Source organism: Serratia sp. Ser99, assembly GCF_024519545.1.
In the GTDB taxonomy this organism is placed as follows: domain Bacteria; phylum Pseudomonadota; class Gammaproteobacteria; order Enterobacterales; family Enterobacteriaceae; genus Serratia; species Serratia liquefaciens.
Genome location: NZ_JALJRT010000005.1, coordinates 321,467 through 336,339 on the forward strand (window position 1 = coordinate 321,467; position 14,873 = coordinate 336,339).

General features: G+C 55.9%; 10 protein-coding genes and 1 riboswitch. Of the genes, 8 read left to right on the forward strand and 2 right to left on the reverse strand.

What is annotated here, in order from left to right; translation table 11 throughout:
• The first annotated feature begins 257 nt into the window (after positions 1-257).
• The 3 genes from malE to malG all read left to right on the forward strand — a co-directional run bounded on the left by malE (position 258) and on the right by malG (position 3,994).
• Positions 258-1,451, forward strand: coding sequence for a maltose/maltodextrin ABC transporter substrate-binding protein MalE (gene malE / locus NR114_RS13210; protein ID WP_020837180.1), 1,194 nt, complete (start codon positions 258-260; stop codon positions 1,449-1,451).
• A gap of 63 nt (positions 1,452-1,514) precedes the next feature.
• The gene (malF, locus tag NR114_RS13215) at positions 1,515-3,092 is read left to right on the forward strand and encodes a maltose ABC transporter permease MalF (RefSeq protein ID WP_256814179.1); all 1,578 of its coding nucleotides are present in this window, start codon (positions 1,515-1,517) and stop codon (positions 3,090-3,092) included.
• Positions 3,093-3,103: 11 nt separating this feature from the next.
• Entirely contained in the window at positions 3,104-3,994 is an 891-nt protein-coding gene (malG, locus tag NR114_RS13220; protein ID WP_256814180.1) for a maltose ABC transporter permease MalG, read from the forward strand.
• Between the two features lie 113 nt (positions 3,995-4,107).
• Here malG and psiE read toward each other — a convergent pair whose 3' ends face one another.
• Positions 4,108-4,515: a phosphate-starvation-inducible protein PsiE gene (gene psiE, locus NR114_RS13225; protein ID WP_020837183.1), complete on the reverse strand. Its 408-nt coding sequence runs from the start codon at positions 4,513-4,515 to the stop codon at positions 4,108-4,110.
• A 221-nt stretch (positions 4,516-4,736) separates the two neighbouring features.
• Between psiE and NR114_RS13230 the strand changes: the two genes are divergently transcribed.
• The gene (locus tag NR114_RS13230) at positions 4,737-6,173 is read left to right on the forward strand and encodes a capsule assembly Wzi family protein (protein WP_129941610.1); all 1,437 of its coding nucleotides are present in this window, start codon (positions 4,737-4,739) and stop codon (positions 6,171-6,173) included.
• A gap of 64 nt (positions 6,174-6,237) precedes the next feature.
• On the opposite strand, the gene pgi is transcribed toward NR114_RS13230, so the two are convergent.
• Complete coding sequence (pgi, locus tag NR114_RS13235; protein ID WP_048759960.1) at positions 6,238-7,884, reverse strand: glucose-6-phosphate isomerase; 1,647 nt, start codon at positions 7,882-7,884, stop codon at positions 6,238-6,240.
• Between the two features lie 273 nt (positions 7,885-8,157).
• On the opposite strand from pgi, the gene NR114_RS13240 reads away from it, so the two are divergent.
• From NR114_RS13240 to NR114_RS13255, 4 genes are all read left to right on the forward strand, one after another.
• Positions 8,158-9,966 (forward strand): sodium:proton antiporter, encoded by a 1,809-nt coding sequence (locus NR114_RS13240; protein WP_176984388.1) that lies wholly within the window; start codon positions 8,158-8,160, stop codon positions 9,964-9,966.
• A 52-nt stretch (positions 9,967-10,018) separates the two neighbouring features.
• Positions 10,019-10,211, forward strand: a riboswitch (Lysine riboswitch).
• A 108-nt stretch (positions 10,212-10,319) separates the two neighbouring features.
• Positions 10,320-11,687, forward strand: coding sequence for a lysine-sensitive aspartokinase 3 (gene lysC, locus NR114_RS13245; protein ID WP_020837187.1), 1,368 nt, complete (start codon positions 10,320-10,322; stop codon positions 11,685-11,687).
• A gap of 144 nt (positions 11,688-11,831) precedes the next feature.
• The gene (panS, locus tag NR114_RS13250) at positions 11,832-12,749 is read left to right on the forward strand and encodes a ketopantoate/pantoate/pantothenate transporter PanS (RefSeq protein WP_048759966.1); all 918 of its coding nucleotides are present in this window, start codon (positions 11,832-11,834) and stop codon (positions 12,747-12,749) included.
• A 416-nt stretch (positions 12,750-13,165) separates the two neighbouring features.
• On the forward strand, positions 13,166-14,842 hold the full coding sequence (locus NR114_RS13255; RefSeq protein WP_256814182.1) for a ShlB/FhaC/HecB family hemolysin secretion/activation protein: 1,677 nt from the start codon (positions 13,166-13,168) through the stop codon (positions 14,840-14,842).
• Positions 14,843-14,873 lie beyond the last annotated feature (31 nt).

A 14,873-nucleotide genomic window follows, 5' to 3' on the forward strand; every position in this document is an offset into this window, starting at 1 on the left:
AGGAGATGGGAGGATGAGAGAACGACCGCGGGGACGAGAAGTTCCACGCTTAAGACAAATCTGTGATCTGCCTGGCAAAAATCGTCCCCCTATTTTGTGTCTGACACCACAGAATAAGGAGCAATGTTAACTGGATCACACTACGCAGGCGTGGGGCGTAGAGGGGGGGAGGATGAGAATGTGTCGCTTTGTGACCCACTATTACCGCGAAACCTCTCTCCTTGACTTACGTGCCCACAAAAAAGAAGGATTGGATTATGACTCGCAGCTTTACCACCGCCCGCACACTGGTGCTTTCGGCTCTGACCACCCTGGTGCTTTCCTCTTCCGCCTTCGCCAAGATCGAGGAAGGGAAACTGGTTATCTGGATTAACGGCGATAAAGGCTATAACGGCCTGGCCGAGGTCGGCAAAAAGTTTGAGAAAGACACCGGCATCAAAGTGACCATCGAACACCCGGACAAGCTGGAAGAGAAGTACCCGCAGGTTGCCGCCACCGGCGACGGCCCGGACATCATCTTCTGGGCCCATGACCGCTTTGGCGGCTACGCGCAGTCCGGCCTGCTGGCGGAAATCCATCCTTCCAAAGCCTTCCAGGACAAGCTGTTCCCGTTCACCTGGGACGCAGTGCGCTACGACGGCAAGCTGATCGGCTACCCGATCGCCGTGGAAGCGCTGTCGCTGATTTACAATAAAGACCTGATCAAACAGGCGCCAAAAACCTGGGAAGAGATCCCGGCGCTGGACAAAGAACTGCGCGCCAAAGGCAAAAGCGCCATCATGTGGAACCTGCAAGAACCCTACTTCACCTGGCCGATTATCGCCGCCGATGGCGGTTATGCCTTCAAGTATGAAAATGGCAAATACAACATCAAGGACGTTGGCGTCGCCAACGCCGGTTCGCAGGCCGGTCTGCAGTTCATCGTCGATCTGGTGAAAAACAAGCAGATCAACGCCGATACCGATTACTCCATTGCCGAAGCCGCCTTCAATAAGGGCCAAACCGCCATGACCATCAACGGTCCGTGGGCCTGGTCAAACATCGAGCAAAGCAAAATCAACTACGGCGTAACCCTGCTGCCGACCTTTAAAGGCAAGCCGTCCAAACCTTTCGTTGGCGTGCTGACCGCCGGGATCAACGCCGCCAGCCCGAACAAAGAGCTGGCTACCGAATTCCTGGAAAACTATCTGTTGACCAACGAAGGCCTGGCCGACGTCAACAAGGACAAACCGCTCGGTGCGGTGGCCCTGAAGTCCTACCAGGAGCAACTGGCGAAGGATCCGAAAATCGCCGCCACCATGGAAAACTCACAAAACGGCGAAATCATGCCTAATATCCCGCAGATGAGCGCCTTCTGGTACGCCGAACGCAGCGCGGTAATCAACGCCGTCAGCGGCCGCCAGACGGTGAAAGCCGCGTTGGATGATGTGCAGACCCGTATCACCAAGTAACACACAACGTTGTGCGGGGTGCGGATCAGCGCCCCGCTGTGGCTTCACAGAAAGGAACGCCCTATGCAATTAGCTCACGCCGGGTCGCCTGCGCGCAAAAAGTCGAAGTGGTGGCAGAGTGACGTACTGAAATGGCTGGTCATCGGCCTGTTCAGCCTGGTTACCTGCTATCTGATTGTGTTGATGTATGCACAGGGTGAATACCTGTTTGCCATTCTGACGCTGATACTGGTCAGCGCCGGGCTTTACGTCTTCGCCAATCGCCGGGCTTACGCCTGGCGCTACGTTTATCCGGGCATCGCCGGCATGGGGCTGTTTGTCCTGTTTCCGCTGATTTGCACCATTGCCATCGCCTTTACCAACTACAGCAGCACCAACCAGCTCACCTTTGAACGCGCTCAGTCGGTGCTGATGCAGCGTCAGTTCCAAACCGGAAAAACCTTCACCTTCGGGCTGTATTCGGCAGAAAATCAACGTTGGCGCCTGCAGTTAACCCACCCTGACAGTGACCAAAAACTGATTTCCGAACCGTTCAGCTTTGACGCCAGTGCGCCGCAAACGCTGAAACTGACGGAAGAAAGCGCAGAACCGGTCGGCGAACGCGCCACGCTGCGAGTGATCACGCAAAATCGTCAGGCGCTAAGCCAACTGGTGGCATTACTTCCGGACGGCGGCGAGCTGCGCATGAGTTCCCTGCGCCAATTTTCCGGCACCACCCCGCTCTACGCGCTGGACAAGGAAAGCAATACGCTGACCGACCAACAAACCCATACTCAATACCGCCCAAACCCTGACATTGGCTTCTATCAGGCGGTGAATGCCGAGGGCAACTGGGCCAAAGAGACCCTGAGCCCAGGCTATACCGTCACCATCGGATGGAAAAACTTCCTGCGCGTGCTGCAGGACGAAGGCATCAAGAAGCCGTTCGTGTCGATTTTTATCTGGACCATCGTGTTCTCGGTCATGACCGTGATCCTCACCGTGGCGGTGGGTATGGTGCTGGCCTGCGTGGTGCAGTGGGAAGCGCTGAAAGGCAAAGCGGTTTATCGCGTGATGCTGATACTGCCCTACGCGGTACCGTCGTTTATTTCGATACTGATTTTCAAAGGGTTGTTCAACCAAAGCTTCGGTGAAATCAACATGATGCTCAGCCATCTGTTTGGCATCAAACCGGCCTGGTTCAGCGACCCTATCACCGCCAAAAGCATGATTTTGATCGTCAACACCTGGTTGGGTTATCCCTACATGATGATCCTGTGCATGGGGCTGCTGAAGGCAATACCCGACGATTTGTACGAGGCCTCAGCAATGGACGGCGCCACCCCGATGCAGAACTTCTTCCGCATCACGCTGCCGCTGCTGATCAAACCGCTGACGCCGCTGATGATCGCCAGTTTCGCCTTCAACTTTAATAACTTTGTCCTGATTCAGCTGCTGACCAACGGCGGGCCGGACATGATTGGCACCACCACGCCGGCCGGTTATACCGACCTGCTGGTCAGCTATACCTACCGCATCGCCTTCGAAGGCGGCGGCGGGCAGGACTTCGGACTGGCAGCCGCCATTGCCACGCTGATCTTCCTGCTGGTTGGCGCCCTGGCGATCCTGAATCTGAAAGCCAGCAAGATGAACTTCGACTAGGGAGAAAAATAATGGCCATGGTCCAACCCAAATCCCAGCGCCTGCGCCTGTGGATGACCCATATTCTGATGCTGTGCTTTATCGCCCTGATCATGTTCCCGCTGCTGATGGTGGTGACCATCTCGCTGCGTTCCGGCAACTTCGCCACCGGCAGCCTGATACCGGAACAGATTTCATGGGATCACTGGCGGCTGGCGCTCGGCATGAGCGTGACCCACGCCGACGGCAGCCTTACCCCACCGCCGTTCCCGGTGCTGCTGTGGCTGTGGAACTCAATCAAGATCGCGGTGATCACTGCGATCGGCATCGTCACGCTGTCCACCACCTGCGCCTACGCCTTTGCCCGCATGCGTTTTCGCGGCAAGAGCACGCTGCTGAAAAGCATGCTGATTTTCCAGATGTTCCCGGCGGTGCTGTCGCTGGTGGCGTTGTACGCCTTGTTCGATCGTCTGGGCCAATACATTCCGTTTATCGGCCTGAACACCCACGGCGGCGTGATCTTCGCTTACATGGGCGGGATCGCACTGCACGTTTGGACGATCAAAGGCTATTTCGAAACCATCGATAACTCGCTGGAGGAGGCGGCGGCATTGGACGGTGCCAGCCCTTGGCAGGCGTTCCGCCTGGTGCTGTTGCCGCTGTCGGTACCGATCCTGGCGGTAGTGTTTATTCTGTCGTTTATCGCGGCCATCACCGAAGTGCCGGTCGCCTCGCTGTTGCTGCGTGACGTTAACAGCTACACGTTGGCAGTGGGCATGCAGCAATACCTGAACCCACAAAACTATCTGTGGGGCGACTTTGCCGCTGCGGCGGTGCTGTCGGCAATCCCGATTACCGCCGTATTCTTGCTGGCGCAGCGCTGGCTGGTAGGAGGCCTGACGGCCGGTGGGGTGAAAGGTTAGGTTTTCTCGGGCCTCACTCACGGGTGGGCCCTACTGCGCTTGATGTACTTCAGTTATTTCCGATCAATACCTGTGTCTTCGGCGGCCCTATCGGGCCGCCATTTTTATTTCTGCTATTCCCGTTTTAAGCGGTCGGTATTGGCCAGGTAGAGCGTCACTACCAGTAACAATATCGCGGCGGAATAAATTAGCGTATCGATTGGGTTTTCATGATCCACAATGATCAATCGGATAATTGCGGTGATGCCGATATAAATAAAGTAGCGCAGCGGAAAGTGATAGCCAGACTCAAAATATTTAACAATCAACGCGATAAACTCAAAGTAGAGAAAGTAAATCACAATCCCTTCAATCAAGAGATAAGACGTAGACTCCTCGTTATTTACAAACAAAACTTTCGCCAAATGAATGGTTTCTTTCACCAAAAAAACGATCAGGATTGCTGCCAACAACAACAGCCCAACGTTCAGCACCCGTTGTAGCCCTTTGGCCACCATCACTGAGCGGGAGGTTTTTGCCATAATTATTCCCCATAAACACCACTGTAATTATCTACGCATCCTAACATAGGCATTATCTTAAAAATTAACATCTGTATGCCGATTGAAAAAAACGATTACCATTCAAATGGTTAAATTTAAATGTTTCATGTGGATATATTTGTAGCAAATTGAAATGTCAACTATGATGGGTCATAGATCTTTACATAAAACAAACACCTCGAATTAACAAGGGAATATTTATGCGCGCTAAGCTTAACGGACTGGTCGCCGCAGGCCTGTTTACCTGTGCATTAACCGGCCATGCCAGCGGATTGGTAACCCCTGATAATGACCTGCGCAACGACCTCGCCTGGTTGTCCGATCGCGGCGTAATCAACGTTAGCCTGTCCACCTGGCCACTAAGCCAGGAAGAGATCAGTTCGGTCATTTCACAGGCCAAACCGGTAACCAATACCGAGAAAAACGTCATCGACCGTGTTCAACGCCGCGTCGGCGAACTGAAAGCCAATATTCGCGTCAGCGGCTACGCAGCTACCGATAAGCCCGGCACGCCACAGGGTTTCGGGCAGAACCAATATGCTGACCAAAGCCTCACCGTCGGTGCTGGTGCCAACGGCGAATTCTGGGACGTGCGTCTCCAGGGTTCCGTCGAAGGCGATCAACGCGTCAGCGACGGTTCCAAATTCAACCTGAACGGCTCCTACGGCGCAGTGAAAATCTGGAACCAGTGGTTGTCCTTCGGTGAAGTTTCCCAGTGGTGGGGGCCTGGTTACGACGGCAGCCTGATCCGTTCCGACGCCGCACGCCCGGTCGCCGGCTTTATGCTGCAGCGCGCCGACCAATCGCCGTTTGAAACCCCTTGGCTGTCCTGGATTGGCCGCTGGCAGTACCAACTGACGGCAGGTCAGCTGTCGCAGTACACCGCCGTGCCTGACACCAAGCTGATCGGCGGCCGTCTGACCATGATGCCGACCAACTTCCTCGAGTTGGGTGCTTCGCGCATCATGCAGTGGGGCGGCAGCGGCCGACCACAGTCCTTTAGCTCCTTCTGGGACGCCTTCACCGGCAAGGACAACGATGACTCAGGCCAAGGCAACGATCCCGGCAACCAGCTCGCCGGTTTCGACTTCAAGCTGAAAATGCAGCCGTTGATTGGTCTGCCTGTCAGCCTGTACGGTCAGTTAGTGGGTGAAGATGAAGCGGGCTTCCTGCCATCGCAAAATACCTACCTGCTGGGGCTGGAAGGCCATCCTGAATGGGGCCCAACCACTATCAACTGGTCTATTGAAGGGGCAGATACCCGCTCCGATATGAGCCGTAAAAACTATGTTTACACCCACTACACCTATAAAGGTGGCTACTACCAGCAAGGCTACCCACTGGGCCACGCCATGGGCGGCGACGGGCAAATGCTGTCCGGCCGCGTAGAGATGGTGTTGGACGATGGCCAACGCTGGAGCACCCGCTTGGTATACGCCAAAGTAAACCCGAACAGCCAGCCAATTAACCATGCCTTCCCGAAATCCGACACGCTGAAAGGCATTCAGTTAGGCTGGGGTTACAACTTCGACTCTCAGGTCAAGTTTGATACCAGCCTGTGGTACACCGATAACAACGCCAGCACCGCCGATGACGTAGGCGCAGGCATCAGTTTCGAAGTGCCTATCAATCTGTAATTCCTTCAGACGTAAAAAAACCCGCCAAGGCGGGTTTTTTTATTGGCATTAATTCAGACGCTAATTAACGCCATTCTTTGAAGCGATTGATCAGTGCATTGGTTGAACTGTCGTGGCTGCTGACCGCTTCGTCACCGGCCAGTTCAGGCAGGATACGGTTAGCCAGCTGTTTACCCAGTTCCACACCCCACTGGTCGAAGGTGAAGATGTTGAGGATCGCGCCCTGGGTGAAGATCTTGTGTTCATACAGGGCAATCAGGCTACCCAGGCTGAACGGCGTAATCTCACGCAGTAGGATGGAGTTGGTTGGGCGGTTGCCTTCAAATACCTTGAACGGCGCTACGTGCTTAACCTCGTCCGGCGTTTTGCCCTGGGCTGCGAATTCTTCTTCTACCACTTCCAGTGATTTACCGAACGCCAGGGCTTCGGTCTGCGCGAAGAAGTTCGACAGCAGTTTGGCATGGTGGTCGCTCAGCGGATTATGGCTGATGGCCGGCGCGATAAAGTCACAAGGCACCAGTTTGGTCCCCTGGTGGATCAGTTGGTAAAACGCGTGCTGCCCGTTGGTGCCCGGCTCGCCCCAGATGATTGGGCCGGTCTGGTAGTCCACCGGATTGCCGTTGCGATCGACATATTTACCGTTGGATTCCATGTTGCCCTGCTGGAAGTAAGCGGCAAAACGGTGCATGTACTGGTCGTACGGCAGGATAGCTTCGGTTTCTGCCCCGAAGAAGTTGTTGTACCAGATACCGATCAACGCCAGCAGCACCGGCAGGTTTTGCTCTGCCGGCGTTTGCGCGAAGTGTTTGTCCATCGCGTGCGCGCCGCTCAGCAACTGTTCAAAATTCTCGTAACCCACTGACAGGGCGATAGACAGGCCAATCGCCGACCACAGGGAATAACGGCCGCCAACCCAGTCCCAAAACTCGAACATGTTAGCGGTGTCGATGCCGAACTCGCCGACGGCCTTGCCGTTGGTGGACAGCGCCGCGAAGTGTTTCGCCACGTGTTTTTGATCACCGGCGGTGCTCAGGAACCAGTCGCGCGCGCTGTGGGCGTTGGTCATGGTTTCCTGGGTGGTGAAGGTTTTGGACGCCACCAGGAACAGAGTGGTTTCCGGGTTCAGCGGTTTGAGCGTTTCGGCGATATGGGTGCCGTCAACGTTGGAGACGAAGTGCATGTTCAGGTGATTTTTGTACGGGCGCAGTGCCTCGGTAGCCATATAAGGGCCGAGATCTGAACCGCCAATACCGATATTTACCACGTCAGTAATCGCTTTGCCGGTGTAGCCTTTCCAGTCACCGCCAATCACGCGGTCACAGAACTGTTTCATTTTGGCCAGCACCGCATTCACTTCCGGCATCACATCTTTGCCATCAACGATGATTGGGCTGTTGCTGCGGTTACGCAGGGCAATATGCAGCACCGCACGGTCTTCAGTACGGTTGATTTTCTCGCCGGCGAACATGGATTTGATCGCGCTTTGCAGATCGGTTTCTTTCGCCAGTGCCTGCAGCTTCTCCAGGGTTTCCGCGGTGATGCGGTTTTTAGAGTAGTCCACCAGCATCTGATCGTTGAAGGTGGCGGAAAACTTGGAGAAACGCTCTTTGTCCTGAGCAAACAGATCGCTGATCTGTACGTCTTTCATCTGTTCAAAATGTTGCTGCAGGGCTTGCCAAGCAGCGGTTTGACTAGGATTGATATTTTTCATAGCAACACTCTTAGGCTTGAGAATAAATGTGACGTGGTTGACCGATTGTAGCCTGTTCGACCGTGATTATGATCTCTTTTCTTGCGATAGGCGCTAACTGTCAATTGCCGCCGCATCGTTTCAGCACTTCCCCTATACTTTTGGATAACAGCCTGTTATCAGGGTTGCTTAACTGTCACTAAACTGTGTCAGGTTATCACCACGTCAATGACGTAATTAGGCTAAGGATGCGCGGCCAGCCAGGCTGCGGTGTGAACGACGAAGGACATGACTATGGAATTATCTGCCCCATTGATGTTGGTGGTTATTGGCTTGAGCTCATTGCTGGCGCAGTGGCTAGCCTGGGTGTTACGCCTGCCGGCCATTCTGCCGTTGCTGGTGTTTGGCATCGTGCTGGGGCCTGTGGTGCATTGGGTTCAGCCGGATGCGTTGTTCGGCGATTTGCTGTTCCCGCTGGTGTCGCTGTCGGTCGCCATTATTCTGTTTGAAGGGGCGCTAACGCTACGGGTCGAGGAAATACGTGGCCTCGGCGGCGTGGTGCGCAATCTGGTAACCATTGGCATGCTGATGACCTTCCTGGTGATCGGCGTGGCCTGCTGGTGGCTGTTGGACTTTCCACCGGAGTTGGCGGCGCTGATCGGCGCGGTCACGGTGGTTACTGGCCCAACGGTGATCGCCCCGTTGATGCGCGTGGTGCGACCGAATGCCAATATCAACCAGGTACTGCGCTGGGAAGGCATCGTCATCGATCCGGTCGGCGCCATTTTTACCCTGCTGGTGTTCGAATTTATCGTACTGAAACAGCATTCAGAATCTTACACCCATCTGTTCTGGACGCTGGGCATTACCGCCGCCGTCGGCCTGGTGGCTGGCGCACTGTTCGGCTATTTGCTGGGCCTGGCGCTGCGCCGCGTCTGGCTGCCGCGTTACCTGCAAAACCTGGCGGTACTGGCCATCATGCTCACCGCCTTTGGCGTGTCCAACGCCATTGCCGATGAATCCGGCCTGCTGACCGTTACCGTGATGGGCATTTGGCTGGCCAATATGCGCGATGTGGATACCAGCGACATTCTGGCGTTCAAGGAAGAGCTGTCGGCGATCCTGATTTCAGCGCTGTTTATCATTTTGGCGGCACGACTCGACGTTCAGGCCTTGTGGAACATGGGCTGGCCATTATTGGGCCTGTTGCTGGTGGTGCAGTTCATCGCCCGCCCGCTGTGTATTGCGGTATCAACCTGGCGCTCTTCCCTGCACTGGCGCGATCGCCTGCTGCTATGCTGGATCGCTCCGCGTGGCATCGTCGCCGCGGCGGTCAGTTCGCTGTTTGCCCTGACGCTGCAGCGCAGCGGTTATCCGGGAGCCGATCGGCTGGTGACCGTGGTGTTCGCCGTGATCATCGGCACCGTGGTACTGCAAAGCCTGACCAGCGGCATGATGGCGCGTTGGCTGCGGGTACAGCAGCAAAAACCGCGTGGAGTGCTGATTGTCGGCGCCAATAGCGTCGCACGTATGCTGGCACAGGCGCTGATGAAGTTGAATATTCCGGTGCTCGTCACCGACAGCAGTTGGGAATATTATCGCCAGGCGCGTATGGACGGCATCCCCGCCTATTATGGCCATGCTTACTCTGAGCATGCCGAAAACTATCTCGATCTCAGCGACACCGCACAGGTACTGGCGCTCTCTCCCAACCGCCACCAAAATGCGTTGGCGGTCTATCACTTCGGCCATATTTTTGGCGAAGGACAGGTGTTCGCCATCCGCTCCGGCGCCCCGCTGAAAGGCCGCGGCAACAGTGCGGAAAGTTCGCGCTTCCGCCGGCATGAGATCCTGTTCAATCAAGAGGCCACCTACGGTCGGCTAAGCAGCCTGATTGCCCAGGGCGCCACCATCAAAGCCACCAAGCTGAACGAGAACTTTGGCTGGTTGGAATATATAGAGAAAAATCATGGTGTTATTCCGCTTTTCAGCCAGCGGGAAGACGGCACGCTGCAGCCGATCGGCGCCGGTTTTGTCCCGGCAATGCCCTGTACGCTGATTGCACTGGTACAAGATGAAAATCCCTCAACTTCCGGACGTTGACAGCGGCACGATATCGGGCTATTCCTAACAGCCTACTTGCGCACCCGGTGTGCAAGCCAGAAGAGGCGCGTCGCCCAGGTAGAGTGTCAGAGGAGCCGTTTTCCAATGACGACGCTTGAGGGGGAGCGACGCCGAGGTAAGGTGATGCGCGGCATTCATCGTATCGACTACAGGGGCTGAATCCCCTGGGTTGTCACCAGAATTGTCCGTAAGGGCAATCAACAAGGTGGGGCGCTTCTGGGTGTATCGTAGCTTTCACTTCTACGTCTGCTCCCGTTTATCGCTCCCCCCTTGTGCCAAGGCTATGAAAAAAGTGCTCTCTGAAGAGGGCCACCCTGACACGAGGTTTTTACATGAACCAAGCAGCACCCCAGAATGCCACCGTTGTCGCCAAATTCGGCGGCACCAGCGTTGCCGACTATGAAGCCATGAACCGCAGCGCCGACGTCGTTCTCGCCAATCCGAACGTACGTCTGGTGGTATTGTCCGCTTCTGCGGGCGTCACCAACCTGCTGGTGGCTCTGGCCGAAGGCAGCGACGCCGACAAGCGTCACTATCAGCTCGACGAAATCCGCCGCATTCAATACGCCATTCTCGATCGCCTCGATAATCCGGCGGTAGTGCGCGACGAAATCGACCGCATGCTGGAAAATATTGCCATGCTGTCCGAAGCAGCCTCCTTGGCCACCTCCACGGCGCTGACCGACGAACTGGTCAGCCACGGCGAACTGATGTCTACCCTGCTGTTCGTTGAGATCCTGCGCAGTCGTGATGTGCAGGCGGAGTGGTTTGACGTACGTAAAGTGATGCACACCGACGATCATTTCGGTCGCGCAACGCCGGACAGCGTAGCGCTGAACCAACTGGCCCAGTCGCTGCTCAAGCCACGCCTGCAGGAAGCCCTGGTGGTTACCCAGGGCTTTATCGGCAGCGAGCCGAAAGGCCGCACCACCACGCTGGGTCGCGGCGGCAGCGATTACACCGCCGCCCTGCTGGGTGAAGCACTGAGCGTCAGCCGGGTCGATATCTGGACCGACGTGCCGGGCATCTACACTACAGACCCACGCGTGGTTCCGGCGGCAAAACGCATCGATAAAATCGCCTTCGAAGAAGCCGCTGAAATGGCCACCTTTGGCGCAAAAGTCTTGCACCCGGCCACCCTGTTACCGGCCGTTCGCAGCGATATCCCGGTGTTCGTCGGCTCCAGCAAAGATCCGTCCGCCGGCGGTACCCTGGTGTGCAACACCACCGAGAACCCACCGCTATTCCGTGCGCTGGCGCTGCGCCGCAAACAAACCCTGCTGACGCTGCACAGCCTCAACATGCTGCACGCACGCGGTTTCCTGGCCGAGGTGTTCAGCATTTTGGCGCGCCACAATATCTCGGTGGACTTGATCACGACCTCCGAAGTTAGCGTAGCGCTGACCATGGATACCACGGGTTCAACCTCCACCGGCGGCAGCCTGCTGACCACTTCATTGCTGACCGAACTGTCGTCACTGTGCCGGGTAGAAGTGGAAGAAAACCTGGCGTTGGTCGCCTTGATCGGCAACAAGCTTTCCCAGGCCTGCGGCGTGGGCAAAGAAGTGTTCGGCGTGCTCGACCCGTTCAATATCCGCATGATCTGTTACGGCGCCAGCAGCTACAACCTGTGCTTCCTGGTACCGGGCGATGACGCCGAACAAGTCGTTCGCACCCTGCACCACAACCTGTTCGAATAAGCTACCGTCACCTTTGCAGGCGCGGCACGCCGCGCCTCTACCTCTAAAAAAGCAGTCCATAACCGTAGGGGTTCAGTTCACCGAACCCGCAAAAAACACAACACCACCCCCATCGTTGTTATTTGGCTAAGGAAAACCTCACTCATGCTGGCAAAATTTACCCGATTATTCCCTCTGTGGGCGGTGCTGCTCGCCGTCGCCGCCTACAGCACGCCCACCACCTTTATCGGGATCGGCCCCTACGTCAGCCCGCTGCTGATGCTGATCATGTTCGCCATGGGCGTCACGCTGCGGCTCGATGACTTTAAACGCGTGCTGTCCCGCCCGGGCCCGGTTGCCGCAGGGATCTTTTTGCATTACCTGATCATGCCGCTGGCGGCCTGGCTGCTGGCAATGCTGTTCCATATGCCCCCGGATCTTTCCGCCGGCATGGTGCTGGTTGGCAGCGTTGCCAGCGGTACCGCGTCCAACGTCATGATCTATCTGGCCAAAGGGGATGTGGCGCTGTCAGTGACCATTTCGGCAGTCTCCACGCTGGTGGGCGTCTTCGCGACGCCGCTGCTGACCCGCCTGTACGTCGATACCGAGATCAGCGTCGACGTCATGGGGATGTTGCTGAGCATTCTGCAGATCGTGGTGATCCCTATTGGTCTGGGTTTGATCGTCCATCACACCTTTACCAAAACCGTCAAACGTATTGAGCCGATCCTGCCGGCGTTGTCGATGATCTGCATTTTGGCGATCATCAGCGCCGTGGTTGCCGGCAGCCAGAGCCATATCGCCTCGGTCGGGCTGGTGGTGATCGTGGCGGTGATCCTGCACAACGGCATCGGGTTGCTGAGTGGTTACTGGGGCGGCAAGCTGTTCGGCTTCGACGAATCGACCTGCCGTACGCTGGCAATTGAAGTCGGCATGCAGAACTCCGGGCTGGCCGCGACGCTGGGTAAAATCTACTTCTCACCGCTGGCCGCGTTGCCGGGCGCCCTGTTCTCGGTGTGGCATAACCTGTCCGGATCCCTGTTGGCGGGTTACTGGTCCGGCCGACCAATCACTAAAAAATAATTTCACCTCGGGGTGCAGTTCACATTTGCGCCCCGGACTCTCCTACGAAATTTCGTATTTCCCACTGGTCGGATTGTCAGAATTATCCCCATCCTCTATTATCCCCGCACAAAATAAAAATTCAGATTTTTCCCAGAGCTGCCGATAACCGCCTATGACGACGAGAGCGGAAAAGTCCAATTAATTTACTTTTTTAATTACCTCATTATGAGTAATTGAAGGGTAATTATTAAAAATATAAACAAGCAGCCTAATTATTATTTAGAAAAATAAAACCCACCTTCTTATTTTCCACTGGCGAATAAGAACCCCGCAATGTGATTGTCGCTCGCGATTCCGGGCCGGCCGTTGGCCGTCCGTTTATTGACCTCATGGATTGAGTAGGCCGCCCCAGCGGTTTCTCATAATGGATTACAATGATCAGAAAAACCGCCGCCCTAGCGCTGCTGTTTAGCACCGCACTCCCCGCCGCCACCCTGCCGGAAATGGGGGGGTTCTCACCGATGAGCGAATCGCGTCGCGCTTTGCAAGACGGTACGCGTGAAGTGAATCAACAAATAGAGCAGCGGCGCTATCAGCAGCTTAAACAGCAGCAGTTGCTGGAAGACCCCGAACCCGCTGCACCGGCACTGCCACTTTCGGCTCAATGCCTGCCGATCGGCGGCGTGTATCTACAGGGGATAACGCTGCTGTCGGCGAAAGATTTGGCAACGCTGAGTGCACTGCCAGAGCACTGCATCAGCAGCAACGACATCAATCGCCTGACGCGTGAATTGACCCGCTTATACCTGGATAAAGGTTATATCACCGCACGCGTGCAATTTATTCGCCCCAATGCCGAGGGGGAATTAGGCCTGCATGTCACAGAAGGATTTATCGAAAAAATAGAGGGGGGCGATCGTTGGGTTAACAGCCAATTATTATTCCCTGGATTGGAAGGTCAGCCATTAAAATTAACCCAGCTCGATCAGGGATTAGATCAGGCCAATCGTTTGCAATCGAATAAAACCCGATTGGATATATTACCGGGCAGCAAAGTTGGTGGATCTATTATTCGGTTGCATAATCAACACACTAAACCCTGGTTGCTGTCCACTACGCTGGATAATTACGGTCAGAAAAATACCGGCCAATGGCTGGCGCGGAGCACGGCAACGCTGGACAGCCCTTTCGGCCTGTCGGACTTCGCCAGCCTGAACGTTGCCGGCACGCTGGACAACCCGGCGCAACGCTATAATCGCGCCTATACCCTGCTCTATTCCCTGCCCTACGGCGCTTTCACCTTCAGCGGCTTTGCCAGCTACTCGCAATACCTGAACCACCAGCAGTTAGTGTTCAACAGCTACAAGCTGCACGGCCAGACCCAACAGTACGGTCTGCGCGGCGACTATGTGTTTTATCGCGATCGAGACCAGATTAACACCCTGAGCGGCCAGCTGACCCATAAGCGCATCACTAACTATTTCGAAACCGTACGTATTGGCCTCGGCAGCCCAACGCTCAGCTTGTTTGAGCTGGGCGTTAACCACCTGCAGATCCTGCCTACCGGGCTGATCAGCGCCAACCTCAGCGTAGAGCAAGGGTTGCCCTGGTTTGGCGCCGACCGTCAAGGGGGGGCCGGGCTGCCCGATCCCCAATTCACCAAGGGCAAGCTGTTCGCCAACCTCAACCAACGCCTCCAGCTTGCCGGTGCCACTTACCAGTTGAGCAACTTGCTGTACGGGCAATACAGCCGCGATCGCCTGCCCGGTGTGGAATGGCTCAGCTTGACGGACCGCAGCGCGATCCGGGGTTTCAGCCGCAGCACGCTGTCCGGTGATAACGGCTGGTATCTGCAAAACACCCTTTCCCGCAGCTTCACCTTGGGCCAGAGCAGCCTCACTCCACGTATCGGCGGCGACGTCGGCCGGGTGCTGCCTCGCGATAACCGACCTTCCGGTTGGCAAAGCAGCGCGGGGTTAAGCGCCGGTGTCACCCTGCGTTACCAACGCGCCATGTTCGACGTTGAAGCCAGCCGCGGTTGGCTACTATCCAGCCACTCAATGCCCGACGATCCGATACAGGTACTGGCACGCTTTTCGTACACCTTTTAGTTTGCGTTTTTTTGCACTACCACAGCGATAT